The organism is Thermoproteus thermophilus (assembly GCF_055392855.1).
This window is the reverse complement of record NZ_AP042466.1, coordinates 942,822-967,938: the sequence shown is the minus strand read 5'-3', so window position 1 is coordinate 967,938 and position 25,117 is coordinate 942,822. Positions and strand designations below refer to the sequence as shown.

The following is a 25,117-nucleotide window of genomic DNA, read 5'->3' as shown; positions in this document are numbered from 1 at the left end:
CGAGCGTTACCTATCGGCCTCGGGCGGGAAGTATCCAAACGACATATAGATAGCGGGCAAGTCCGCCAGCCTGTAGCCCTTCATGGCCTCCACCATGGGCTTCAGATTACGCCAACTGGGCGTCACGAACCTTACGCGTCTGAGATACGGCGAGCTCGTCGCCGAGATGAAGACGTAGGAGGCCCCCCTCGTCATCTCTACTAGTCCGTGGTATTCGCCGGGCTCCGGCCTCAACTGGGTCAAAACGCCGAAAATCCCGGCCACGTCGCCTCTCCTGAAATGGGGCGAGAGCGCCACCAACGCCTCGTCGATTATGTCGCCGTCGGGCAAGGCCTTGAGCGCCTCCTCGATGTACTCTAAGGAGGCCCATATCTCCGCCAACCTCACCGAGGCGCGCGCAGCGGCGTCGCCCGCCTTCTCGACGATGATTCTCGGCTTGATCGCCTCGTAGTAGTCGTAGGGCGAGGCCGTCCTCACGTCATAGTCTATGCCGGAGGCCCTGGCCGGCGGCCCCACGGCGCCTAGCTCCGTGGCCTTCTTCGCGTCCAACACGCCCACGCCCTCCAGCCTCATCTTGACCAAGGAGTTCTTGAGGAAAAGGGCCTCGAAGTCCTTGAGAGACGACTTGAGCTTCGCCAACAGCCTTTCAATTGCCTGCCTCCCGTCCGTCGTGAGATCCCGCCTTACTCCTCCGGGAATCGGGTAAGCCGACGTTGTCCTCGCGCCCGTTATCTTGGCTTGGACTTCGGCTATCATGTCGCCCATGCCGAAGCCCCACATAAAGGCAGTTGAATGGCCTATGAATATGCCGTGTAGCGCCAGGTCATATAAGTGGGTCCTTATTCTGCCCAGCTCGGCCATTATGGACCTCAACGCCTTGGCCCTAGGCGGAGGCTGAAGGCCTAACGCCTTCTCCACGGCGTGTATATACGCCAACATGGCATGCGTGCTGTCCATTATGGCGACTTTTTCCAGTAGGGGCGGGACCGTCCAGAAGGGCCTCCGCTCGGCCAACTTTTCAACTCCTCTGTGGACAAAGCCGGGGTCCGGCCTCACGTCCACTATTATATCCCCGTCGAGAACTACGAAGAGCCTCATATGGCCCGACCCTGGATGTTGGGGCCCCACGACGAGCACTAGCCCTTTCTCCCCAGGCGCTAGCTCCTCCTCCCTCTCCACGAAGAACGTGAAGCCGGGCCTCTTGTCAAATGGCCACTCCTTCGTCATAGTTTCTCTATCTTCCTCTGGGCCTCCTCTATCGCCTTGAGCAACGCCTCGGGCGTCGGCGGGCAGCCCGAGATATAAACATCGACTGGGACCACGTTGGCCGCCGGGACCATGTGGTAAGAGCCGTAGAAGACGCCTCCCTTTATGGCGCAGGCGCCCATGGCTATTACGAATTTAGGCTCGGGCATCTGATCGTAGACCCATTTCACGAACTTCGCCATCTTCATGGTTATAGTCCCCTCTATTATGAGGATATTGCTGTGCCTCGCTGACGGCATAGGCAATACGCCCCAACGCTCTGCGTCGTAGGCTGGGCCGAATACGTGACCCACCTCGACGCCGCAACAAGCCGTCACGAGGTGCGGCGGCCATAAGCTCCACTTAGTGCCCCACCTAGCGGCGAGCCTTATTAGGTCTTTGACGATCCTAACGACCATAGCCCTTGGCAGCTACGTAGGCCGTCGCGGTCGTAGCCGCAATCGCTATCAACGCCGCCAACAACACGCCTGCGTCCATGAGGTAGTACGCTATGGACATCCCGACTATGGACTCGGCCGCTACGGCCAAGTAGACGTAGTTTATGTACTGCATGGCCATCCTCCTCCTCGTCCTTCCGTACGGGGGGTTGCCGGCCTCGAACCTCACCTCCTTGGCCTCCGTCCGCCTCCTAGGCGCCAACAACATAGGCGCTATCAACAAAGCCGCCAGCGCGGCTGTCAAGACCAGGAGGTATATCAGCCAAGCCATATCCTCCACGCCGCCGACACGGCCACCGATGCGGCCGACGTGACCAAGAGGCTCCCCCAGCCGATGCCCAACGCTTGGTCTATGCGCAATCTCGGATAGATAGCTCTAAGGATCAGCCAAGCCGCGGTGAGCAACATGGCCTTCGCCAACATCGCCGCAACGCCGAGGATCCCCCCATCGAAGGGCGACCATCCGCCTAGGAACAACAAAGCGCCTAGCAGCGAGAGAGAGTAGAGCTCGACGTAGTTGGCGCCGAAAGACGCGAGGAGCAACGTGGAGCCGTACTCGGTATACGGCCCGAAGACTATCTCGGTGTCGGCGTCGGGTATCTCGAAGGGGAACCTGCTAGTGGCCATAGCCGCCGAGATGAAGTAGGCGAAGAAGGCCAACGGGTTGGCCAAGATGCCCGGGATCTTCTGCGCCTCTACTGCTTGTACCGGGTCGGGGCCGTAGAGCACCATCATGGCCAAAATCGAGAGCGCCAACGGCACCTCGTAGGCGGCCTCTATCAATATCTCCCTAAGAGCGCCTATGTACGTGAACTTGTCCGCCTCGACCCACGCCATGGCCACTATGACCGGCGTGGCCAACAGGATGATGACCAAGATATAGGCCAAGCCGTAGTGGCTTCTGTAGATCACGAGGTCCGGGGCGCCTGGTATGAACATCACGGGCAAGGCGGCTACAAAGAAAGCCGCTAAGGGCAACGCCGCGAATAACACCTTGTTCGTATACGACGGGATCACCAACTCGCTGAAGACCAGCTTCAAAGCGTCGGCGACGACTTGGAGCAAGCCGCCCAGCCTTCTGGATACGAAGAGCGGCCCGTAGCGCCACTGCACCTTCGCAGCCAGCTTCCTCTCGAGCCAAACCGCCACTAGCAAGTACGCGAACAAGGCAGTTATGCCGGGATATAGGAGGGCCGCGACCGGCTCGTTCATAACAACGACTTCTTGGGCCTTCCGTCTACGGCGACGAGGTCGCCCTCGGCGTATTTGGCGAAGGTGTTTAGGTCGCTCCAGATGACCTCGTGATGATGCGTGTGCCTCAAGCTGCCCGTCGGGCAGGCGTCCACGCAATATCCGCAGAAAATACATCGGCCGTAGTCTATGCCGGGATAGCGCTTCCCGTCAGGGCCCACGCTGAATTTAATGGCTTTGGCCGGACAGACTGCCTCGCAGAGGCCGCAACTAATGCACTTCTCCTTGTCGTTGACTATATAGCCGCGGAGCTTATCGCCGTAGTCTCTGGCCTCTCTCGGGTAGTCGACTGTTATGGGCCCCTTCAACGCGTTCTTGATCGCCACCGCGAAGTAGCGCACGTGCTCGATCAACATTTCGCCTCGGGGTCGAGAGGCCCTATGAACTCCCCTCCGGCCATTTCGTTGAGCCTCTTCACGTCTTCGTCTATTACTTTTTGCAGAAACGCTATCTCCTCCTTGCCGAGATGCCTAAATCTTCCTTGTAGCTTCAAGAAGCACTCCACGGGCTTCCTCTTGGGGACGGGCACGGTTATTCTGAACTTCCCGTCCTCGATCTCGTAGTTGACCCAGTAGCCGGTCTCCGTGGCCAGCTCCAGCACCTTTATTGCGTATTTGGTCTCGAAACGCCAGCCCGGCTGGCACGACTGGAGCACGTGCAAAAACGCGGGGCCGTCCACCTCGGCCGCCTTCTTGAACTTTTCGACCATGTCGGGCAAATACGCGGGATTCGCCGTGGCGGCGTAGGGTATCCCGTGCGCCGCCGCTATTAGGACCATGGGCTTTTTGTGGGTAAGATTGCCCGGTATCTTCCTCCCGGCCGGCGACGTGGTGGTCGACGAGAAGAGGGGCGTTGTGCCGGAGCGCTGAATGCCCGTGTTCATGTAGCCCTCGTTGTCGTACATGACGTAGATCGCCTTGTGCCTCCTCTCGAGCATCCCGCTGAGGGCTTGGAAGCCGATGTCGGCAGTGCCGCCGTCCCCGGCGAAGACCACGACGTTTATTTTCCTGTTCGGGTCGATGACGCCCCTCCTCTTGAGCACCTTTATGGCGGCCTCTATCCCGGAGGCCACGGAGCCGCCGTTCCCGAAAGCGACGTGTATCCAGGGGACAGCCCAGTTGGTGCGAGGGTAAGTCACGGTGGACACCTCGGCGCAACCCGTCGGGTTCACCACTATGGTGTCGGGCCCGAGCACCTTGAGCATATGCCTAGCTATAACGCCTATGGTGCAGCTGGCGCATAGGCCGTGTCCCGGCAAAAAGAGCTCTTGTTCGGGCAGATCGAAGTCGGCGTACTCGTAAGCCGCCTCGACCGCGGCGCCGGGCCTCGCGCCCGGCAGCTGTAGCCCTCTGACCTCAACCTTGACCTTCATGGCCCCCTCAGCCCTATGTTGAACGGCCTCATGGGCTCCACCTCGCCCTTGGCCACGCGCTCGGCCGCCTTCTTCAAGGCTGCTGAGTCCGTCGCCCTCATGCCTATGGTGGCGTAGGCGCTGTAGACTGGGCGCACTAGCGTCGCGGCCAGCTCCGTGGCCACGGGACCCGCCGGGCCGCCGTGGTTGAAGGCCCTGTCTATCACGAGCACTTTGTCAACGCCGTCTAGGTGCTTCTTCAAGAAGTCGGCCGGCCAAGGCCTCAACAACCTCACCTTCAACGCGCCGGCCCTCACGCCCTCGGCCCTGAGGGCGTCGACGGCCTTCTTGGCTAGGCCGTACACGGAGCCGTACGTGACTATGGCCACGTCCGCGTCCTCTAACCTATAGGCGGACCCGAGGCCGTAGCTCCTCCCGAATATCTTGCCGTACTGGGCGTCCGCCTCCAGGATTACCTTGACGGAGTCCTCGAGCGCCTTATATGCGGCATACCTTATCTCGAAGTACCACTCCGGAGTCCCCACGGCGCCTAGCGACGCGGGGTTGTCCACGTCGAGCTTCCTCCAGCTCCTAGTTATGGGGGCATATCGGATAACCTCCTCCTCGTCCTCGGGGACTTCCAGAGGCTGTAGCACATGGCTTATCCAGAAGCCGTCGTAGGCCACCGCGACTGGGAGGTGGACCGAGGGGTCCTCCCCCACTCTGAACGCTTGTATAGTTGTGTCGAAGGCCTCCTGCACGTTGGAGACCATGAAGATTATCCAGCCCAGCTCCCTCATGGACATCACATCGCTGTAATCGCCCCACACGTTGATCGGGGCCGAGTAGGCCCTAGTCGCGATGCCCATGACCACGGGCAGGCGGAGGCCCACGGCTATCGGGAGTATCTCGTACATGAAACCGAGGCCTTGGCTGCTGGTGGCCGTGAAGACCCTGGCGCCCATGGCTGAGGCCCCGACTACTGCCGAAAGGGCCGAGTGCTCGCCCTCCACGGGGATATACTCGGCGTCGAGCTCGCCGTTGTTGACGAACTCCGCCAACTTCTCGACGGCGGGAGTCTGCGGCGTTATTGGGTAGGCGGCAATGACTTCGACGCGCGCCATCTTGGCCGCTAGGGCTACTGCGTGGTTGCCGGTCAGCGCGATCCTCTTCTGCTTGGCCTTGCCGAGCTCCAGCTGGAGCGTCATAGCTCCCTCACCATCTGGATCGCTCCTGTGGGGCATACTTGGGCGCACACACCACACCCTTTACAGTATTCGTAGCTGAAGTCTATCGCCTTAACTTTGACCGTCCTCCCGCCCGGGCCCTTGGCCTCCCTCCAGACCTCCAGCACGGCGTCGTCGGGGCAGAAGAGCCAACAGCGACGGCACATGATGCACTTGGAGTGGTCTATGACGGGCTTCTCGACGCGCCACGAGCCCGTCCTGTACCTAAGACTGCTGCCCGGGTAGACCACTCCGCCCTCGGGTATCTGGTCCCACCCCACCAGCTCGTAATCCCCCGTGAGGAACGCCGAGGTGGTGGGTATCTCCGCCGAGACCTTGGCGCTGCCCATCTCGGAGGCCGGCAACACGACCGCCGTCTTGTAGGCCTCCACTGCCGCGGCGAAGTTCTGCTCCACTGCCTTGCCCAGCTGAGACGCTATGGCCTCTTTTATGGACTCGAGCCTAGGTATCCCCACGACCTTGGCGAACACCCCAACCATCGGCCCGTTGGGGACCGCCAAGCCCACGTGTTTTAAGGCGATGCCTATCCCGTCCACCACCGCTATGTTCACGTCCCTTCGGCCGATGGCCGCGGCCACGTCCTCCGGGCTCCTCCCGGAGCTGACTATCACGTAGCCTCCTGGCTTCACCGCGTCCACGACGATCCTCATGGCGTCTATCAGCTTGTCGTCGAGGAAGACGACCACGTCGGGGTTCTTTATCGGCTCAAGGGAGTCCTCGAAATAATCGGTGATAGTCAAGAAGGCCTTCACGGGCGCCCCTCTGCGCTCCGCCCCGAACTCGGGGTTCGCGAGCGCGTAGAAGCCGTCGGCTATCGACGCGTGGGCTACTATGTAGACGGCCGTGACTATCCCTTGACCGCCACGGCCTATCCACACCGACTCGATTCTCATAGCTAACCTCTTGATGTAACTAAAAAATCTTTTCTATTTATTAAGGAAGAACTTTACTATATTCTACGTTGAAAAAAGCAATTATAATGATTTTTAATGTAACGAAATAAATGGCATTAGCTGGAGCAACCACAAAGGCGCCGAGGCGCCGAAAGCCGCCGCGACTAACGCGGACGCTGGCGGTCGCGCGGCGCCGCCTGCCGCGACGGTCGCGGCCAAGCGCACGTAGTACACTATCGACCAAGCCACGTTGGCCAACAAATAGAGAGCTACTGCAGGCCCCAACGCTTGCGCGGTCAAGACGAAGAGGACGAGCTTGGGCCAAAAGCCCAGAAGCGGCGGCACTCCCACTTGGTTGAGGGCCAATACGTAGGCAGACCAACGAGGCCCCGGCGACGAGAGCTGGGAGAACAAGCCCATGGCGCCCACGGCGTCTGCGAACATCAAGAAGGGCGCGAGCGGCTTGTAGACCGCGAACGCCAGCACGGCCATCCCGGCGTGGAAGACCGAGGCGAAGCCCAAGAGCCTCCTGGGGTCCTTGCTCGTCGTCGCGCCCAAGTTGCCGGCCAACATCGTGGCGGCCGCGATGGGCACTGAAGCCTGTACTGGTATGTCCAAGGGGAGCAACATGAGGGCGAAGGCGGCGCCCAGCTTCGACAACCCCGATATCAACACGAGGCCCTCGGGCGCCGACCTCCCGAAGACGTCGGGCACCCAGTAGAAGGCGGGGAAGGCGCCAAGCTCTAGGACGACTCCCGAGAAGGCCAAGGCCGATCCTAACGGGCCGCCTATCGACAAACCGGCCACCACTAGGCTGCTGGCTATTGTCGAAATCACGAAGTACCTGAACAAGGCCTCGACGCTCCCGATATCTAAAGACGCCGCTATCAACGCCCCCGGCGCCGCGGCGGCTATGGCGAAGCCCAACGCCTGCATGTACGGCTGCGTGGATGCCATGAGCAATACGCCGTATATGGACAACGCGGACGCTAGGCCCGAGTAGTCCCTGAGATCCCCCTTGGGCACTAGGAAGGGCGCTAGGAGGTAGGGCGCGAGGAGCAAGGCCAAGAGCGGCTTGCCGGAGGAGGCCAACAAATACGCGGCGTAGGCGAAAGCGGCCGCGTCCACTAAATACGCCGCTATGCCCCTCTCCGTGATCCTCCGCGCAGCTACGTAGAGGGGGAGTTGCCACATCATAACAACATCAAGGCGACGAAGAGGGCCAAGGCCGAGGCGCCGGCCGCGTACGCGTAGACCTGCACGTCCAGCGAGGCTAAACGCGCCGAGAATCTCTTAACCGCCTCGACGAGGTCTACGTGGAACGCGTCGTCAATTACCTTGTCCAAGCCCGCAACGCCCTTGCTGAGCTTGAGCCACTCATATGGGGCCCGCAGGAGCGCTGCGTCGAGCCCGAGGTCGGCGTGGCCGACGGCGATTGCCAGCGCCGCCAGCGCCTTGCCGGCCGCCGCGAACAGCTCCGGCAAATAGAGCCGCCTCTCGAGCGCCTTCAGCCGCGGGGGTCTATACAAGGCGAGGCCCACCAACGCGGCCGACCAGAGAGGGTCCAACGTAGGGAACGGCTCGGCGAACGCCAAGGCCGCGGCGACTAGCGCAATGGCCGAGAGCGGGGTGGGGCCTCCCGTCGTCTTGCTCCCGAGGACGAGCTTGCCCACATAGCCCGCCGTCAGGGCGGAGAACACAAGCTCCCACTCCGGCAGAAGGCCCTTCGCGGCCGCGCCGGCCGGGGCGAAGCCCAAGAGCGTCGCCAACGAGAGGACCATGGCGGCCTTAGCCAACGGGGAATAGCCCTCGGGGAACCTCGTCTCCGCCTCGTGTATGGCCTCGCCGACTGCCATGAACAACGCGGCCTTAGCGAGGCCGTGCGCGACTAATAGCGACACAGCCGCCGTCGGATTGGAGATCGAGAACGCCGTGGCGAGGCCCAAATAGGAGGCCGTGGATGCGGCCAACAAGACCTTGGGCTCTCTCTGCCATAAGGCCACGACGCCTCCGTAGACGGCCGTGGTGAGGCCCATGACGAGCGCGTAAGCCCAGTAGGGGGCCAGCGCTTGGTGCAACTTGGCGAGGAGTATGGGGCCGGCCGCCACCATGGTGGCGCTGTGCAATAAGGCCGACACCGGCGTCGGCGCCGACATCGCGGTCATGAGCCAATCCGTGAACGGCGCTTGGGCCGACTTGACGAAGGCGGCTAATAATATCAAGAGGGCGGCCGCCGGCTGTAGCGCACGCCACGAGGACACGTCGGGCCCGTACTGGGCCGCCGCGATGGCCATGCCGACGGCCAAGGCCGCCGTCCCCAGCTCCACAGTCGCTATGGCCCTCAACGCAGAGTCCGAGGGCCTCCACAGCCATTTAGCGAACCTCCCCGCGCTGCCGTCGCCCACGGCGCCCAGCTCGTAGTCGTCCCTATAGGTCAATATCAAGGCCCAGCTGGCCGCGTCTAGGCCGCCCCATCCGGCCAAGATCCAGAGCCAATTATTCGACGTGAGGAATATCAACATGGAGCCGTAGAAAACGTCGAGCCACGCCCAGTACCAGCCGGCCCTCTCGGCGCCTTTCATGTACCACAAGGAGTATATCGCGGTTAAGAGGAAGACGAAGTTCAAGAGATCCAGCAGTCTGTCGCCGAATCCCGCCAAGGCCATGACGGCCAACGCCGACGCTATGGCGCCTACGCCTCTCTTGCTCCACGCGTCGACAGCAGCGGCGGCGAAGGGCAAGAAGGGCGCTAGATCCATGGCGCGAACAACAAGACGTACGGCGCGATCGAGGTCAATATCATGGGGAGGGCCATGGCGAGCGGAGGCGCGGAGTCGGCCTTGCCGGTCCTATAGAGCTTGTCGAATAGCCAGAAGTTGTAAACCGCCGTCGCGAAGAGCGCTAAGTACAGGAGCGGGGCCAGCCAAGGCGGAGAGGACAAGGCCAGATAGGCCTTACCCAACAACGTTATGCCGAAGACGCCCGCGAGGGCCACCAGCCCCAGCGCCGAGCCGACGAAGGACCACGGGTCCAGCCTCAAGAGGCCGAGCCTTCTCTCGTTCTGGGTCGTTATCCCTATCCCGGACACCATGAACATAGCGGCCTTGGCCAAGGCGTGGCCCACGAACAAGAGCGCGACGGCCTCTTTGTCGCCCAACGCGGCAGCCGCCGCGAGGAGGCCCATGTTGGCTATAGTGGAATCGGCCAACGCCCTCTTCACGTCCAACTCCCTGAAGACGAGCAGAGAGCCGTACACGGCCGTGACGGCCCCGTATACTGCGAGGTAGTTCGCAGGAAGCGGCGTGTGGGGCAGAAGCTCCAGCAACCAATACGACATAAGGCCGACGTGTACGGGCGACAACAAGGCCGAGAGAGGAGTCGGCGCCTCGGCGTGGGCGTACGGCAACCAGTAGTGCACGCCCGCTGTGCCCATCTTGACCAAGAGGCCGAATATCGCCAACGCGGCGGGGAGGAGGGGCAAGTAATACGGCGGCACGTACTTCCCGGAGAGGGCTACGCCGATTAGGAATGCTATGGAGCCTATTTGACTCCACACGAAATACATAACCCCTATCCTCGCCCTATCGCCGTAGCCGAAATAGTATATGAGCAAGAAGCTCGTTATAACGGCGAGCTCCATGGCGATGAAGACGTAGATCAAGTTGTCGAAAGCCGGTATCAGCTCCAACGATATCACGTAGAGGGCCATGGCGCCGTAGAACCACCTCCCCAGGCCTCTGTGCTCCGCGTAGTCCTTGGAGTAGACCAAAACGGCGAGGCCCAACAACGCGGTCGTGGCGATGAAGATGCCGGCGTAGCCCCCGAAATCGAGCGCGGCGGGCCCCACGTAGGGCAGAGGGCCGAGCTCTAGGCGTCTGCCCAATAGGAACAACGTCAATGCGATCGACGCGAGCGACGGGGCTAGCCCCAGCCTCAATCCGAGGACCGCCAAGAACACGGACGCGGCCAGAACGATGGCCTCAATCATGGCTCAACTTGAAGGCCGCAGCCACTAGAAGCAAAGTATCCGCAACGCCAACGGCCGAGGCGACGGCCACCATGTTGGGATCGCCCGAGGCAATCGCGGCCGCTATGGCGCCCAACACGGCCAGCTCCGCGCCTATTATAACCCTGATCCTATCCCTGGACGCCAACACCACGGACAAGCCGGCGATGAGCAGAGCGAGGAAGAAGAGGGCGGTCATGGCCTCCCCAACCTCAACGCAACTAGGAGTGAGAACAACACAAACGCTGTTATAGGCAACAATATGCCGGGGTCGACTTGTCTCGGCTGCGGCGCGCCGCCTGGCAGAAAGCCGAGCGCGGCTAGGACTAGGGGGAGGACGGCGTAGGGCCTTAGGGCCGTCCTCGCGCCGTTTTCCGAGATAGCCGCGGCGGCCACTATCACGAGAACTAGCGCCGAAGCGATATAGGCGAGCGCCACCAGCACGAAGAGGGCCGGATACCCCACGGCGGCCGCGTATCCTGCAGTCAAGAGGCCTATCGCTAATAGCGTAAAGGCCGCGAGCACGTTGTCCTTTGTAACGAGTATGGCAAAAACTCCTAGCGAGGCGAGTATTATGAACAAGAGATCCATGATCCCTCTGTTCAGCGCCTCTTTTAAACTTTTTCAATTATATATGTAAATTTCTTTAATACCTCGTAAAGAAAATTATATTTATCTAAAATGAGTATTTTTACTGCCCTCGCCTCACGGCATGGACTCTCAATATGCCGGGGGCCGTCGCCACTTCCTTGACCTCATAGCCGAGCTCTTGGAGGAGGCACTTAACGGCAGCCGCCGTCGCCTCGACGCTCTCTATGCTGTAGCCTACGCCGATTGCGTCCATGCGGAATTCGCCCCCTTCGGCCTTCACGTCGAACCTCCTAGCGGGGATTGCCCTCGTGACATACGAGGCGAGGTTCACGGCCTTCTCGAGCCCGCCGAATACGGCCTTGATATAGCCGGCTATCATCTTGCCGCCCTCACACCACGCCTTCTCGACCGCCTCGGGGCTCACCTTGTGCATCTCCACTATCATCCTATCCAGCACTCTGCCCGGTATTGGTACAATCTCGAGCTCTGTCAGCACCTTGTAGAACTGGGCTATCTCCCTGATCTGGGATACGCTGTAGCCTTGCTTGAACAGCTCGAGGCCTGTGCTCAATATTTGGTTTGCTAACGCAAACTGGGTCATGCCGGACTGTTCGGCTATATCGGCCAACATCTCAGCGACCTCCTTAGATACAGCTATATTGATTCTTTCCCTCTTTTTGTCCACAAACGATATTAGAGGAGTATATAAATACACATCGCGTAGAGTATTACACATACTATCGGCCGATCCCGCCGTAGCTATATAGCATGCCTCATTGCAATAAAATTTATATAGAAGTCCATTCGTGGGGTCATGTCGGGGATCGTGTCGAGGTCTTGGACACGACTCTGAGAGATGGGGCGCAAGGCGCCAACGTCTCGTTCACGCTCGAGGACAAGATCAAGCTCGCCTTAAAGCTCGACGAGCTCGGCGTTGATTACATAGAGGGCGGCTGGCCTTATTCCAACCCCAAGGACTACGAGTTCTTCAAGGCCATGAGAGAGTACCCACTGTCTAAGGCCAAGCTGGCCGCCTTCGGCAGCACTCGCAAGAAGGGCACGCGGCCGGAGAGGGACGAGTCGCTTAACTCCCTCATCAAGGCGGACGTCCCTGTGGCAGTCATATTCGGCAAGAGCTGGACGCTCCACGTGGAGAAGGTGTTGGAGACTACGTGGGAGGAGAACTTGTCCATGATCGCGGAGAGTGTGGAGTATCTTAGACAACACGGCCTAGAGGTGATATACGACGCAGAGCACTTCTACCAGGGCTACCAGGAGGACCCGGAAAGGGCTCTGCAGTCTATCGAGACTGCGTGGAAGGCGGGCGCCAAGACGGTGGTGCTGGCGGACACCAACGGGGGGACTCCGCCCCACGAGGTGTACAGGATCACGCAAGATGTGAAGAGGGGGTTTCCGGCCATGCCCCTCGGCGCCCATATGCACAACGACATCGGCTGCGCCGTGGCGAACACCTTAATGGCCGTGGCGGCGGGGGCGAGGCACGTCCAGGGGACGATAAACGGCGTGGGGGAGAGGACGGGCAACGCCGACTTAACGGCCGTGTTGCCCACCCTGGAGCTGAAGATGGGGCTGAGAGTGTTGAGAGACGAGCCGCCCCAGGTCAAGTTTTCTAAGCTGAGGGAGGTGTCGCGGTTTGTGTACGAGGCGCTGGGGCTTCAGCCAAACCCCTACCAGCCGTACGTGGGGGAGTTTGCCTTTGCCCACAAAGGCGGCGTCCACGCAGACGCCGTCATGAAAGTGCCCAGGGCGTATGAACACATAGACCCCAGCCTCGTGGGCAATAAGAGGGTAATTGTCGTGTCGGAGGTGGCTGGGTCCGCCAGCTTGGTGTTGAAAGCGGCGGAGGAGCTCGGGCTCTCGTTGGATAAAAGGCGCGAGGAAGTGAGAAGGGCCTTGGAGGAGATAAAGGCGCTGGAGAGGGCCGGCTACTCCTTCGACTCGGCCCCAGCCTCGGCTTTGTTGGTGCTCCTCAAACACCTCGGCCTATATAGGGATAAGTTCAAGTTGTTGGAGTGGCGAGTCGTGACCGGCCCCACATCGGCCGCCTTCGCCGTGGTTAAAGTGCTGGTGGGCGGAAGGGAGTTGTTAGAGGCCGGCGAGGGCGTCGGGCCTGTCCACGCGGTCGATGTGGCGTTGCGGCGCGCGCTCACCTCGGCCTTCCCGGAGCTACAACGAGTTTATCTAACCGACTATAGAGTCGTGCTCCCAACTATTGTCAAGAGCACTGAAAGCATCGTGCGAGTCACCGTCGAGTTCACCGACGGCGAGAGGCTATGGCGCACCGTCGGCGTGTCTAGCAACGTCGTCGAGGCGTCGATAAGGGCCATAGTCGATGCGTACGACTTCGCGCTACAGACGTGGCCGACCCTTCGGGCCCCCGGCGCGGCCAAAACTTAATATCCAACGCGCGCCTTTCCTTGTGGCATCGACGAATAGCAATTTGTTGTTAGTGACGCTCTGGGCTAAGCCAGAGGCCGTGCTGGCCTCGCTCCCCGAGGACGTCAAGAAGATGGTAGCCGCGGCGACTCCGCTCTACAGCAAAGACGGCGTTAACTACCTCTTGGCCTCGTTGGCCGAGCGGCTGCTTTCTATAGACACCGTGATAATATACGGCCCAGACCTCACGGGGTCTGGACAAGCGTTAGTGGACGCGTTGAGCGGCAAATGCGGGGAGTGGGCCAGAATCCCGTGCGAGAGGGCGGCTGAGTTGTCCCTCAAGGTAATCGACCTCAGAGGGCGCTACGGCGATCCGAGAGCCCTCGCCGAGGCGATTAGATCTAGCTATAAGCCCAGGCCTCCCCGCGCCGCCGTGCCTCTGCCCATAGCCCCGCCTAAGGAGATGCCGGGGCATCCGCGGCCGATCGGCTGGGGAATCCTCTACGACACATCGCCGTATTACCTCTGGGTTAAAATCGTCGATTATCTGTTGACGTACGGACACAAACGCAAGGGCGACTTGAGGGCCTCCGTCATCGCGCAACTGGGCCTCTGGGGCCAGAGGTCGGCGGACGTCGTCGGCGCTCCCAAGACGTGTTCGGCCGAGGCCATAAGATCGGCCTTGAGGGGAGGACGCGGCGCGGGCCACGGCCCTTGCGTCGTGTTGCAAGCGATCGAGGACGACGGCTGGGCCTACGCCGATTTGCTCGTACGCGATTGCGAGGTCATGAGAGGCCTCCGAGAGGAGCTTGCCAGCACCGCGCTTGTGTTCGCTAAGGAGGCCGAGGCGGCGGGCCTTAGGCCGGGCCTCATCTCGTATATATTGCTCGACTCCCGTCTGCCCTTGGACCTCCTCGAGGAGGCCAAGGCGCTCGTCGAAAGGGAGTGGAGGACCGCGTACGGGAGAGAGGTCTACGATCCCAGGGGGAGCTTCGTGCTCGCCGAAGGCGCCGTTTTGCACTACGCCGCGGACGGAGTCCTCCTCAGGCGTTTTGGAGCCGATAGGCGTCTCCTGCTCCGGGAGGCCGCCAAGCTGCTCCCCGACCACGCCTTCTATCTCGGCGAGGAGGCGGCGGCTATGAGGCTACTCGGCGATCGCTATAAGCAAGAGGAATGGAGAGGTTGACGGCGCACGCCCCGAGACGCGCCCTTGTGGAGGAAGCCCACGAGCGCGGGCACATAACAAGGGCCACAAGTGTCTCCGCGCAGGGAAAGTGCTAAGCGAAGAGTTAACGCCGCACTATATCGTCCATACCCCCGAGTCTCTAGGAGGTGGGGGCAATCCCCGCGGAGGGATGGGGGTAATGGACCGGAGCCCTGTCTGTGGTATACCGCTGGGCGAGGTGGGCGTGCGCGTCCATCAGCGATGAGGTCGTGAGAGTGAGGGCGCCGCGCAACGAGCCAGTAAACCGCCCGGAGGGAGCCCTTGCCCTTTAGGGCGGATGAAGTCAGAGCGGCTGGAGGTTTTTATATCCGCCGCATTCAGCCTCGTGAAGTTGAGCACAGGCACCAAGTGGGGTGCCGTGACCGGCGTCGTCTCCGGCGCCGTCTCGGATGCGTTTATATACTTGAACAAGGATTATATAGCCGAGGTCTTGAGGCAAACGCTCGCGAATTCCGGCGCCCCCTTAACGCCCAGCCAGGTAGAGCAAGTCGTTCAATTGTCCATCTCGATCTCATACGTGGCCGCGATCGTCGGCGGGGTTGTTGTTTACGTAATTATGGGCTTGATAATGGCCGTCGTTTGGGATAAGCTCAAGATGCCTTGGTTCTCCATCGGCGCTATTTTCGGACTAGCGTTGGCCGCGATATCGGCGATCTCCAGAGCCGCGGCCGTAGTCCCCGCCCCAGGAGTCGACTACGCCGCCTTTGGGATAATCGCTGAGTTCGCGTTGTCTTTGCTTTTGGCATACTTCATGGAGCGTTTCGGGAGCCAATCTCCGCGGCTTCAGACGGGCTGAGGCGCTAAGACGCTTTTAATTTGGGAATCGGCTTTTCCATGAGGACGATATCCGTCAAGTTGGCGTCTAGGTCCTATGCCGATGAGGGGATGGTCCAAATGCTGATGGCAATCCCCGGAATATACAACGCCTACATCGACGGCGATAACGTCGTGTTGGAGATAGACGAGGCGGCGATCCAGCCCGCCGAGGCTGTGAGGAGGGTCATGGACTTGGGCTACGAGCTCGTCTTGCCCCACTACGTCTTCGAGTTAGGACGCGGCGATCCTTGGAAGCTCAAGGACCTCGTCGAGGGCGACCTACCGCCGTATGTGGCGGCCGCGTCCTTCGACGTGGACGCGCGGTTGGCGTATATAGTAGTGCTCCCCGGCGTCGGCCCAGAGGAGGCCTCGGCGTATTTGAGGGAGAGAGGCCTTAAGCCGGAGTTGATAGACGCATATCTAAAACCTATTAGACTCAGCTTTGGGTAACGAAAAGCTTTATTATCGTTTAATTAAAAACATGTGGATGAGGTCAAGACCAGCATTCTGGACCTCCTCCGTAAAGAGGGCCCCCAACCCGTCCACAAGATCGCGAAGAGCCTCGGCTTGAGCTACGGAGCGGCCCAATGGCATATCTTTTACCTAGAAAGACAGGGGCTCGTCAAGACCTACAAGATCGGCAACAGGAGATACGCCGCTATAAACCTCGACGCCGACGTGCTCAACATCATAAAGGTCGAGGATATCCTCGAGGACTTAGTGTTGACCCTCATGGCGTACGGCATAAAGCCCAACATGACGGTAGCCGAGGCCGTCGAGAGGTTGGCCAAGAGGGCTCCGCATCTGGCCGAGCTCGTCAAGGAGATCGCGGAGGAGCGCTATAAGGAGAGGGAACAAAAAGACGCAAAGATTTAAACTGGGCCCGTTGCGGAGGTCGTGGAGATATCGGTCGTGGTCCACCACACCTGCGCCTCCAGCTGGAAGCTCTACAAGGACGTCAAGGCGAGGGGGCTCCCCGTCAAGTTCGTCCCGGCCTCCCTCGCCGATTTGAGGCGAGCTGTCTTGGGAATCCCCGCCGTGTTCGTCGACGGGAGGTTAGTCCTATACGATCCCGTGACCGCGGACGACCTCGAGGCATTATTGAGCGGTTCGGCCAAGGCCGAGCTGTCGGTCGAGGAGGCCGTGGAGAACTTCGTCACGGGCGTCTTGTACAACCAAGCCCTTTTATCCCTCGTCGTGTTGCACAAGTCCTTCAAGCCCATATTGGCCGATCGAGAGGTCGTCGAGGTACTCACGAGGGCTCGGGCTCGCGGATCGCCGAAGATCGCCGAGGCGGCGGCCGAGGAGATATCGAGGCGCGACGCGCGGCTCTTCGAGGAGAACAAGGAGAGGATGCTGAAGGCCTTGGCCTACGGGCTGGTCAGAGAGCTTTATTGGCTCGGCCTAAACCCGGCGTCCGTGGACGCCGAACGGGCGTCCTTATGGCTACTCGCCAAGGCCACGGTGGGGAGGTTGGGCCTCCAATACCCGAGGCCCCACGTGGACAAGGACATCGCCAACGCCCTAGCGGCTTTATTGAAGGAGCGGGGCGAGCACTACTTGGCCAAAATAGCCGAGGAGCAATCGGCGATATCCTCCGATAGCGAGTTCCTTTCGTTATTCGGCTAAACATACGCTGTTATAAAGCGGCTGTAGTTAGACGTGTTGCGTACATAATACTTAAAAGATAATTATGTATACAGCACATGCGCACGAGTCTACTTATAGGCATAATCGTAGTTATTGTGGTAATAGCCGTGGTGGCCGCTATTTTGGCCATGAGGCCTTCGGCGCCGCCTACTCCCGTCACAGTAACCTCGGTGGTTACGTCAGTCACGACAGTGAGCGGATCCGCCACAACTGTGGTCCAGACAGTCACAGTGACTGCGCCCTCGACGACCACTACGACGACTGGGCCGCTCACTATAACCTTCTACACTTGGTGGGCTGGCCTTGAGAGGTTCGCCATAGACGCTGTCATAGGGAACTTCACTAAGATCTACGGGATAAAGGTCGAAAAGACGGCGGTGCCCGGCGGCGCCGGCGTTAATGCCAAGATAGCCATACTCACGCTTATACAAGCGGGCAAACCGCCTGCCGCGTTCCAAGTCCACTGCGGCCCCGAGATGATAAGCTATATCTACGCGGCGCCTAACGGCGCTAACTCCTTTACCAACATGACGTCCGTGGCGCAACAGATAGGCTTGATCCAGCAGGCGCCAGGCGTAGCGTGGGCTTGTTCCCTCAACGGCGGCATGTACTCACTGCCCGTGGACGTCCATAGGGCGAATCTGATCATGTACAATAAACACCTCCTAGACAAGATAGGTGCCTCTGTGCCCACCACGGTGCAAGATCTCTTGGCGGTGTGCCAGAAGGCGGCGGCCGCGGGCATACCTTGCCTCGTCTTGGGAGGCGCCGACCAGTTCACCTTGTTGCAGACTTGGGAGAACTTGTTCTTGGCCGTGGGCGGGCCTTATAAGTTCATGCAGTTCTTGTATGGGACATTGCCGGCCAACGACCCGTCCATTATACAAGCCACACAACTGTACCTCAACTTGACTAAGTATCTATCGCCTGATTGGGCCGGCGTTGATTGGACCGGCGCCGTGGCCGACGTGGTGCAAGGCAAGGCCTTGGCCCACGTGGACGGCGATTGGGCCGTCGGCTTGATACATAATGTGTACCCCAACGTGACGATGTGCACTGTGGACAACATCACGCCTAATTGCGATATTATATTCGCTCCGTTCCCCGGCACGCAAGGCGTCTATAGCCTAGTGATCGACTCGGTCGCCGTGCCCGTCGGCCCCGAGCAATCTTACGGAATACTCTTCGCCAAGTTCTTCGCAGGACCGCAAGGCCAGATGATATTCAACCCCATCAAGGGCTCCATAGCCACATATAAGAACATAAGCGCGTCGATATACCCAACCGTGGTCCAACAATGGGAGGCCCAGCAATATCGCAACGCGAGATTCTACGTCTTCTCGTTGACGCACGGCGGCTTGTTCTCCGACGTGTGGCAGAACTTGCTCCAGCAGATCGTCGTATTGACTCAGACCGGTAATGTGAACTTGTGGTACTCCAGCGTGGCCAAGGCGCTTAGCACGGAGAAGCAAGAATGGAGCGGCTGGTACATGGGCTTCCCCAACAATAAGTTCTGGGGCAACGCCACCGCTACGTCCTAGGCCTCATGAAAACCTCCCTTCTTTTTTTCCTCATCCCAGCGTTACTCTTTGCCGGTATTTTGTACTACTTCGTGTTGTGGAACTTCTACATAGCGCTGACTAATTACTCAATACTACACCCAAGGCCTCAGTTCGTCGGCTTGGCGACGTTCGCCTCCCTCTTCTCGGATCCTGATTTCATCTCATCCCTCGAGAGGACCTTGTTGTGGGTAGTGATACTGGTAGCCGCCGGCAATTTATTAGCTATATTAATAGCCTCTGCTATTTACAACATAAATAGCCCGAGAATTAGGAACATCGCAACTGCGTTTTTCATATATCCATTATCGGTCTCGTTGGTGGCGTCCGGCATCATATGGCGTTGGCTCTTCGACGTGGACCGCGGCATAGACGCCGTGTTGGGGACCAAGATCTTGTGGCTACAAGGCCCCAACGCCTTCTGGAGCGCCGCGTTGGTGTCTGTTTGGGTGTACACGGGCTTGGGCGTTTTATTCTACCTCGCCATGTTCTACAACGTGGACAAGTCGCAGATAGAGAGCGCGTACGTCGACGGAGCCAATACGATCAACGTGATGTTGAGAGTAGTGATACCGCAGTCGAGACAAGCCTTGATAATAGCCACGGTCTTCTACACGTTATTCTCAATCCAGATGTTCGATCTGCCCTACACGATGCTTTTCTTGAACCCCTTCACGATGACCTTAGTGATCTATACGTACTTCAAATTCGTCACGCTTTATTTCGCCACGGCGAGCGCCACGGCCATAGTCGTATTGGCCTTGTCGGCGGCTATAGTGATACCATACTCCTTATACGGGTTCAGGAGGTGGCTCAAGCTATGAGCACCCGCGCGCTCTTCGCATACCTCATCATAATCGTCGTAGGTGTGGTCTGGGCCATCCCGCTGTACGCCATGTTGGTGGGCTCGCTCAAGAATCTCTCCGAAGTCATGTCCACGTCCGTCCTCACCCCGCCGACTGTTGTCGACACAAGCAGCTTGACCTCAGCTGCAGGGTATCTCGCCGTGCCCTTGTTCAACACGGCGATGGTGGTCATCCCCGTGGCGTTGACGGCGGCCTTCGTGGGCTCCATGGGCGCCTATGCCCTATTACGGCTAGTGGGCAGATTGAGGGACGGCCTCGTCACGACTATAGCCATAGCCACGTATCTGCCATATCAAGTCGCTCTGGTGCCGCTGGTGGATTTCATTAAATCGTTGGGGTTGTATAACACACTTCTGGGCTTAGCGCTGGCCTTCTTGGTCTTCTACATACCATTCGCTACGTTGATGATGTACATATTCATGACGGCTCTCCCCAGACAAGTCGTGGAGGCCGCGGAGATAGACGGCGCGTCTGAGTTCATTTTATTCAGACGCGTGGTGTTGCCCCTGATGGGACCCGGCTTCGTCTCCACGGCCATATTCTTGACAATACAAGGGTGGAATAACCTCTTCATACCGTTAGTGTTGACCAGGGGCTACACCAAGCACGTGATGCTCACCCTCTTCAGCTTCACGGGCCAGACGGGAAACGTCTACAACCAGATGTACGCCGCAGCGCTCATAGCGTCACTCCCGCCTCTCTTGGTCTTCGTAGCGCTCGGCAGATACTTCATAAGGGGGCTCCTCGCGCTGGGCACCGGCGGCAAAGCCTAACGCGCCTTCGGTTGGGCAGAAAATAGGCGTCGATTCGGCCGACTAGATCCCTCAACGTCTTGTTAAAGGCCTCGCCAACTCCAAGATCTTGGCGTAGTGGTCCTTAGCCTTAACCGCAGCGCTGGCCAACAACACGCCGCTTGTGCCGAGCCTCAAGGCGGCCTCGACGTCCTCGCCGGATTCTATACCAGCCCCCGTTATCACGGCGACGTCCGGGAAATGTCGTTTGACCAACTCGACGGTCTCCACGACGGCCTCAGGCTTGTACTTGGAGACCGCTCTGCCCGTCCCTATCAACTCGGGCGGCTCGACTGCCACGGCGTGAGGCCCTAGGGCGGCCGCCGCTAAGCTCGTCCTCGGGTCCGGCGCGCAGACCACTACGTCTAGGCCGATGGCCTTGGCCTTGGCCACAAGCTTGGCCAACTCGTTGAGCTTAAGAGGCGCTTCGCTGTGGTTGAGTATTAAGCCCGAGGCGCCGGCCTCCTTCACGTTGTCCACCGCCACGTGGGCCGTGTGGGCGCCCGGCGCCTCTGCGTCTGCGCCTTGAGCGTATACCGGGATTTCCACTGATTGCGCCACTAGGGCCAGCTCGAGGTGGTTCGGCGCAACTGCTATGTTGACGCCGAGCTCTTTAGCAACCCGCTCAGCAGCCTTGGCTATGTCCACCGCCTTTCGCCCAGCCGCTTCCCCATATGCCTTAAAATTTATTATTAGTATAGGCAACTTCATAGCCCTAGCCGCCATAACTAGTTTTAAACTTACTCCTTCTGGCGTACACTCAACAAGACCTCGTGCGTCCACTTATGAAAAACGCCTCGGAAGCCTAGTTAACATACTAAGTTTGTCGAGTAGTGTTACTTAGAGAAAATTTTTTAAAATAGTTCTTATAGCAAATATGGTCAAGGTCATAAAGAGGGACGGCAGAGAGGAGGAGTTCATCCCCGAGAAGATCGTGGTGAGCGTGTTGAAGACGGGTGCCCCCATCGACATCGCCAGGAAAATAGCTAGGAAAATAGAATGCGCTGTCTCAGACAGCGAGGCCGTCACCGCGAAGGACTTGGCCAAGATGATCTTGGCCGAGCTCAAGAAGGCCAACGAGGAGTGGTACCGCAGCTGGATAGTCTTTGACAGGGCCGTCAAACGGAGGCAGACCGATAAGGAGCTCCAAGTCTAGCTTTTTTCACTTCTGCAACAGCTTCTTCAAGACGTAGGGCAATATCCCGCCGTGTTTTATGTATTCCACCTCGGCCCACGTATAGACGGCGGCCTTGGCCTTTATTTCGTCGATCCTCCCGTCCTTCCTATGTATCCTCACCACGACCTCTTTGCCGGGGGCCAAATCGGCGAGGCCCACCACGTCTATGGTCTCAGAGCCGTCCAGCCCTAGGCTATCGACGGTAATGCCGGGGGGCAGTTGAATTGGGATTATGCCGACCATGGTCAAGTTCGAGCGGTGTATCCTCTCGAAGCTCTCGGCTATCACCGCCTTTATGCCGAGCAGCTTGGGGCCCTTGGCGGCCCAGTCTCTGCTGGAGCCGGCGCCGTAGGTCTTGCCGGCTAATATAACCAGCGGCACTCCTTCTTGTTTGTACTTCTCGGCGGCCTCGAACACCGTCATCTTCACGCCCTCCGGGTACTTTATGGTGTACCCGCCCTCGAGCCCTCCGCCCATCTTGTTCGTGTAGCCCTTGCTCCAGAAAGTCCCCCTGACCATGACCATCCAGTTGCCCCTCCTGGCGCCGAACGTGTTGAAGTCCTTGGGCTGGACGCCCATGGACTCCAAGAACTTCCCCGCTGGGCTGTCCTTTGGGATAGAGCCCGCCGGCGATATATGGTCCGTAGTTATGCTGTCCCCCAAGATAAGCAGAGGCCTGGCGTTTATTATATCGCCGGTGGTCGGCTTCCCCTCGAAGAGCGGCGAGGGCTGTATATAGGTGTCGTCGGGCCTCCACGGGTATAGGTCGCCTGAAGGCGCCCTCAGCTCGTTCCACTCCGGCACAAGCTCGCCTATCTTCGAGTACTTCTCGGCATATATCCTGGGCTCCATGGCCCTCGACACGACCTCGTTCACCTCCTCGGGGCTGGGCCAGATATCCCTCAAGTACACAGGCTTTCCGCCTCTCCCGTAACCGACGGGGTCCTTGGACAAGTCCTTCATGACCGAGCCGGCGAGGGCGTACGCCACCACGAGCGGCGGCGACGCGAGGTAGGCCGCCCTTATGTCGGGATGTACTCTGCCCTCGAAGTTCCTGTTGCCCGACAAGACCGCGGCCGCCATTATGTCCCCCTCCCTTATGGCCTTGGCGATGGGCTCGGGCAGAGGCCCCGAGTTGCCTATACACGTAGTGCAGCCGTAGGCCACTACGTGGAAGCCGAGCTTCTCGAGGTACTGGAGCAGCCCAGCTCTCCTCAAGATCTCCTCCACGGCGCGGGAGCCCGGGGCGAAGCTGGTCTTGACGTAGGGCGGGACCTCCAGGCCCGCCTCGACGGCCTTCTTGGCAACCAGGCCCGCCGCGACTAAGAGGTATGGATTAGAGGTGTTGGTGCAACTGGTTATCGCCGCTATTGCGACGTCGCCGTCGCCGAACTCGACTTTCCTTCCGCCGATCTCTATCTCCACGACCTTCCTCTTATCGCGCTTCTTTCTCTGCGCCAAGAACTCGACAAAGCTCTTCGGCACGTCGGAGAGCCCCCTCCTCTGCCACGGCAGAGTGGGGCCGGCCGTGGACGGCTCTACCGAGGATAGGTCGAAGTCCACCACTTGGCTGTACTCCGCGCCCTCGACACCGCCGAAGACCCCTTGCTCTTCGTAGTACTTCTTGACGAGGGCGACTAACTCCTCTGGCCTTCCAGTGGCGGCGAGGTACTCAAGCGTATTGCCGTCGACGGGGAAGAGGCCTATCGTGGACCCGTACTCGGGCGCCATGTTGGCTATCGTGGCCCTGTCGGGGACGGACAACTTGCGCACGCCCTCGCCGAAGAACTCCACGAAAGCGTCGACGACGTTTACCTTCCTCAACGCCTCGGTTATCGACAAGACTATGTCCGTGGCCGTCACGCCGGGCCTCGGCTCGCCGTAAAGCCTCACACCGACGACCCTCGGCACCTTGATAGTTATAGGCTCCCCCAACATCGCCGCCTCGGCCTCCACGCCGCCGACGCCCCAGCCCACCACGCCGAGGCCGTTTATCATAGTTGTGTGGCTGTCCATTCCTACTAGCGTCTCGAAGAAGGCCGCGTCGCCCTCAGTCCAGACCACCTTGGCCAAGTGTTCGAGGTTTACTTGGTGTATTATGCCCGTGCCGGGCGGGAATACTCTGAAGTTCTTGAAGGCGTTCTGCGCCCACTTGAGGAACACATACCTCTCCTTGTTCCTCTCGATCTCTAGGCGTATGTTCATGGAGAGAGCTTGCGGCGATGCCCAGTAGTCCACCTGCACAGAGTGGTCTATGATCAAATCAACGGGCACCCTCGGGTTTATCACCTTGGGATCCGCGCCCGACCGAGCCGCTATATCCCTCATGGTGGCCAAGTCCACTACGGCGGGCACGCCCGTGTAGTCCTGCATCACCACTCTAGTGATCTTCAACGCGACCTCGCCCTCGGGGTTCTTTGGGTTCCAACGGGCCAGCGCCTCTAGATGCTCCTCGTTTATGTCCCTACCGTCGAAGTTCCTGAGCACGTTCTCGAGGAGGACCCTTATGCTGTAGGGCAACCTCTCCACGTCGTATCCCTCGGCTTCGAGCGCTTTCAGTTTGTATATCCTATACGCGCGCGTCCCGACGACTAGCTTGGCCTCGGCCTTCGAGTACGGCATAGTCCCTACGTGCGCTCTATATTTAATTATTCTTCATGGCATTAAGCGTGGTTGGTTTAGCCATAAGCGCTTCTCGCGTCGGCAAATAGCGCCCCCTAGATTTTTAATAAACAACTAGCTACCTAGCGTCCAGCTCCTTGAGGAGCTCCTCGGGGAGCCGCCAACCGTAGGCGCCAGCGAACTCCAACACCCTCTCGGGCCTGCCGGTCCTCGGTATCGGCACAACGTTCGGCTTCTCCATGAGCCATCGCAAGGCGACTTGTGACGGCGTCTTGCCCAGTCTTTCCGCAACTCGGCGAAGCTTGTAGTTCTCGACGACGAGCCCCCTGGCGAGGGGGCTGGCCGCCACGTACAGGAGCCCCTCTTTTTGGGCGTACGGCAAGGCTTCGTATTCATCTAATCTGTTGATGTAGTTGTACACGTTCTCCACAGCGACCACGTCGTATTTCTTAGCGCACTCTCTGGCCTCTTTTATCTTCGACGCTGTGACGTTGCTCAAGCCCCAGAATCTTATAACCCCTTCATCTATCAACATCTCGAAATATCTCACCGATTTACATATATCTGGAAGAGGTCCATGGGGCATATAGATATCTATGTACGTGCCGAGCCTCCTCGCCGAGGCCCTCGCCGCGGTTATTATCCTGTCCACTTCATCAGGCCAGAACTTAGTGATCACGATTATCCTCTCTCTATCCATTTTGGCGAACGTGGACAGAGCTTTGCCCACTAGCTCCTCGGCGTGGCCCCCTCCGTAGACCTCTGAGGTGTCGATGACCCATAAGCCGTTGGCGAGCGCGTTGGCCAAGACGGCTAAATGCTGTTCGTCCTTGGACGTATCGGCCCTCCACAAATCGCCTCCCAGCCCCGACGTGCCTATCCCCAGCGCCGAGACGCAGCCGATGTTCTTGAAACACTTCTGCTCCATGGAGCTCCTATCTCGCCTATTTAAATAAACGCTTTTAAACTATA

At 59.3% G+C, this 25,117-nt stretch carries 27 protein-coding genes; 10 read left to right on the top strand and 17 right to left on the bottom strand.

Translation table 11 applies throughout. The features are described from left to right. Positions 1–6: 6 nt before the first annotated feature. The 14 genes from ACZ5PA_RS05715 to ACZ5PA_RS05650 all read right to left on the bottom strand — a co-directional run bounded on the left by ACZ5PA_RS05715 (position 7) and on the right by ACZ5PA_RS05650 (position 11,673). Complete coding sequence (locus ACZ5PA_RS05715; protein WP_464929379.1) at positions 7–1,227, bottom strand: NADH-quinone oxidoreductase subunit D; 1,221 nt, start codon at positions 1,225–1,227, stop codon at positions 7–9. After that, entirely contained in the window at positions 1,224–1,664 is a 441-nt protein-coding gene (locus ACZ5PA_RS05710) for an NADH-quinone oxidoreductase subunit B (RefSeq protein WP_464929378.1), read from the bottom strand. The genes ACZ5PA_RS05715 and ACZ5PA_RS05710 overlap by 4 nt, the downstream gene beginning before the upstream one ends. Then, the gene (gene ndhC, locus ACZ5PA_RS05705) at positions 1,654–1,974 is read right to left on the bottom strand and encodes an NADH-quinone oxidoreductase subunit A (protein WP_464929377.1); all 321 of its coding nucleotides are present in this window, start codon (positions 1,972–1,974) and stop codon (positions 1,654–1,656) included. Before ndhC ends, ACZ5PA_RS05710 begins: the two co-directional genes overlap by 11 nt. Then, positions 1,962–2,915, bottom strand: a complete 954-nt coding sequence (locus ACZ5PA_RS05700) for an NADH-quinone oxidoreductase subunit H (RefSeq protein ID WP_464929376.1) — start codon at positions 2,913–2,915, stop codon at positions 1,962–1,964. The genes ndhC and ACZ5PA_RS05700 overlap by 13 nt, the downstream gene beginning before the upstream one ends. Next, the gene (locus ACZ5PA_RS05695) at positions 2,912–3,310 is read right to left on the bottom strand and encodes a NuoI/complex I 23 kDa subunit family protein (RefSeq protein ID WP_464929375.1); all 399 of its coding nucleotides are present in this window, start codon (positions 3,308–3,310) and stop codon (positions 2,912–2,914) included. The genes ACZ5PA_RS05700 and ACZ5PA_RS05695 overlap by 4 nt, the downstream gene beginning before the upstream one ends. Further along, positions 3,304–4,326, bottom strand: a complete 1,023-nt coding sequence (locus ACZ5PA_RS05690; protein ID WP_464929374.1) for a thiamine pyrophosphate-dependent enzyme — start codon at positions 4,324–4,326, stop codon at positions 3,304–3,306. The genes ACZ5PA_RS05695 and ACZ5PA_RS05690 overlap by 7 nt, the downstream gene beginning before the upstream one ends. Beyond that, positions 4,323–5,513: a transketolase C-terminal domain-containing protein gene (locus tag ACZ5PA_RS05685; protein ID WP_464929373.1), complete on the bottom strand. Its 1,191-nt coding sequence runs from the start codon at positions 5,511–5,513 to the stop codon at positions 4,323–4,325. Before ACZ5PA_RS05685 ends, ACZ5PA_RS05690 begins: the two co-directional genes overlap by 4 nt. After that, positions 5,510–6,445, bottom strand: a complete 936-nt coding sequence (locus ACZ5PA_RS05680) for a 2-oxoacid:acceptor oxidoreductase family protein (protein ID WP_464929372.1) — start codon at positions 6,443–6,445, stop codon at positions 5,510–5,512. The genes ACZ5PA_RS05685 and ACZ5PA_RS05680 overlap by 4 nt, the downstream gene beginning before the upstream one ends. Positions 6,446–6,538: 93 nt before the next feature. Continuing rightward, a complete protein-coding gene (locus ACZ5PA_RS05675; protein ID WP_464929371.1) occupies positions 6,539–7,642 on the bottom strand; it encodes a proton-conducting transporter transmembrane domain-containing protein in 1,104 nt (367 codons plus the stop codon). Then, on the bottom strand, positions 7,639–9,204 hold the full coding sequence (locus ACZ5PA_RS05670; RefSeq protein WP_464929370.1) for a proton-conducting transporter transmembrane domain-containing protein: 1,566 nt from the start codon (positions 9,202–9,204) through the stop codon (positions 7,639–7,641). The genes ACZ5PA_RS05675 and ACZ5PA_RS05670 overlap by 4 nt, the downstream gene beginning before the upstream one ends. Beyond that, positions 9,195–10,433 carry a complex I subunit 5 family protein gene (locus tag ACZ5PA_RS05665; protein ID WP_464929369.1) on the bottom strand — a complete coding sequence of 413 codons (1,239 nt, stop codon included), beginning with the start codon at positions 10,431–10,433 and terminating at the stop codon, positions 9,195–9,197. Before ACZ5PA_RS05665 ends, ACZ5PA_RS05670 begins: the two co-directional genes overlap by 10 nt. Further along, positions 10,426–10,650: a ferredoxin:quinone oxidoreductase gene (locus ACZ5PA_RS05660; RefSeq protein ID WP_464929368.1), complete on the bottom strand. Its 225-nt coding sequence runs from the start codon at positions 10,648–10,650 to the stop codon at positions 10,426–10,428. Before ACZ5PA_RS05660 ends, ACZ5PA_RS05665 begins: the two co-directional genes overlap by 8 nt. Then, on the bottom strand, positions 10,647–11,042 hold the full coding sequence (locus ACZ5PA_RS05655) for an NADH-quinone oxidoreductase (RefSeq protein WP_464929367.1): 396 nt from the start codon (positions 11,040–11,042) through the stop codon (positions 10,647–10,649). The genes ACZ5PA_RS05660 and ACZ5PA_RS05655 overlap by 4 nt, the downstream gene beginning before the upstream one ends. 100 nt (positions 11,043–11,142) lie before the next feature. Then, complete coding sequence (locus tag ACZ5PA_RS05650; RefSeq protein ID WP_464931228.1) at positions 11,143–11,673, bottom strand: hypothetical protein; 531 nt, start codon at positions 11,671–11,673, stop codon at positions 11,143–11,145. A gap of 137 nt (positions 11,674–11,810) precedes the next feature. On the opposite strand from ACZ5PA_RS05650, the gene cimA reads away from it, so the two are divergent. From cimA to ACZ5PA_RS05605, 9 genes are all read left to right on the top strand, one after another. Beyond that, on the top strand, positions 11,811–13,460 hold the full coding sequence (gene cimA, locus ACZ5PA_RS05645) for a citramalate synthase (RefSeq protein WP_464929366.1): 1,650 nt from the start codon (positions 11,811–11,813) through the stop codon (positions 13,458–13,460). Positions 13,461–13,482: 22 nt separating this feature from the next. After that, entirely contained in the window at positions 13,483–14,625 is a 1,143-nt protein-coding gene (locus ACZ5PA_RS05640) for a hypothetical protein (protein ID WP_464929365.1), read from the top strand. 364 nt (positions 14,626–14,989) lie between these two features. Beyond that, positions 14,990–15,460 carry a hypothetical protein gene (locus ACZ5PA_RS05635; protein ID WP_464929364.1) on the top strand — a complete coding sequence of 157 codons (471 nt, stop codon included), beginning with the start codon at positions 14,990–14,992 and terminating at the stop codon, positions 15,458–15,460. 38 nt (positions 15,461–15,498) lie between these two features. Continuing rightward, the gene (locus ACZ5PA_RS05630) at positions 15,499–15,930 is read left to right on the top strand and encodes a hypothetical protein (protein ID WP_464929363.1); all 432 of its coding nucleotides are present in this window, start codon (positions 15,499–15,501) and stop codon (positions 15,928–15,930) included. Positions 15,931–15,963: 33 nt separating this feature from the next. Further along, positions 15,964–16,356 carry a winged helix-turn-helix domain-containing protein gene (locus tag ACZ5PA_RS05625; RefSeq protein ID WP_464929362.1) on the top strand — a complete coding sequence of 131 codons (393 nt, stop codon included), beginning with the start codon at positions 15,964–15,966 and terminating at the stop codon, positions 16,354–16,356. 21 nt (positions 16,357–16,377) lie between these two features. After that, positions 16,378–17,109 carry a thioredoxin gene (locus ACZ5PA_RS05620; RefSeq protein ID WP_464929361.1) on the top strand — a complete coding sequence of 244 codons (732 nt, stop codon included), beginning with the start codon at positions 16,378–16,380 and terminating at the stop codon, positions 17,107–17,109. Between the two features lie 77 nt (positions 17,110–17,186). Further along, the gene (locus tag ACZ5PA_RS05615) at positions 17,187–18,671 is read left to right on the top strand and encodes an extracellular solute-binding protein (protein ID WP_464929360.1); all 1,485 of its coding nucleotides are present in this window, start codon (positions 17,187–17,189) and stop codon (positions 18,669–18,671) included. A 59-nt stretch (positions 18,672–18,730) separates the two neighbouring features. Further along, the gene (locus ACZ5PA_RS05610; RefSeq protein ID WP_464929359.1) at positions 18,731–19,513 is read left to right on the top strand and encodes an ABC transporter permease subunit; all 783 of its coding nucleotides are present in this window, start codon (positions 18,731–18,733) and stop codon (positions 19,511–19,513) included. Further along, complete coding sequence (locus ACZ5PA_RS05605; protein WP_464929358.1) at positions 19,510–20,328, top strand: ABC transporter permease subunit; 819 nt, start codon at positions 19,510–19,512, stop codon at positions 20,326–20,328. The genes ACZ5PA_RS05610 and ACZ5PA_RS05605 overlap by 4 nt, the downstream gene beginning before the upstream one ends. 51 nt (positions 20,329–20,379) lie before the next feature. Here the strand turns inward: ACZ5PA_RS05605 and tpiA are convergent, their stop codons facing one another. Further along, positions 20,380–21,057 carry a triose-phosphate isomerase gene (gene tpiA, locus ACZ5PA_RS05600; protein WP_464929357.1) on the bottom strand — a complete coding sequence of 226 codons (678 nt, stop codon included), beginning with the start codon at positions 21,055–21,057 and terminating at the stop codon, positions 20,380–20,382. Between the two features lie 166 nt (positions 21,058–21,223). Here tpiA and ACZ5PA_RS05595 point away from each other — a divergent pair, with 166 nt between their 5' ends. Beyond that, a complete protein-coding gene (locus ACZ5PA_RS05595) occupies positions 21,224–21,502 on the top strand; it encodes an ATP cone domain-containing protein (RefSeq protein ID WP_464929356.1) in 279 nt (92 codons plus the stop codon). Positions 21,503–21,508: 6 nt separating this feature from the next. On the opposite strand, the gene acnA is transcribed toward ACZ5PA_RS05595, so the two are convergent. Continuing rightward, a complete protein-coding gene (gene acnA, locus ACZ5PA_RS05590; protein ID WP_464929355.1) occupies positions 21,509–24,145 on the bottom strand; it encodes an aconitate hydratase AcnA in 2,637 nt (878 codons plus the stop codon). A gap of 118 nt (positions 24,146–24,263) precedes the next feature. Further along, positions 24,264–25,073 carry an aldo/keto reductase gene (locus tag ACZ5PA_RS05585; RefSeq protein ID WP_464929354.1) on the bottom strand — a complete coding sequence of 270 codons (810 nt, stop codon included), beginning with the start codon at positions 25,071–25,073 and terminating at the stop codon, positions 24,264–24,266. Positions 25,074–25,117: the final 44 nt, after the last annotated feature.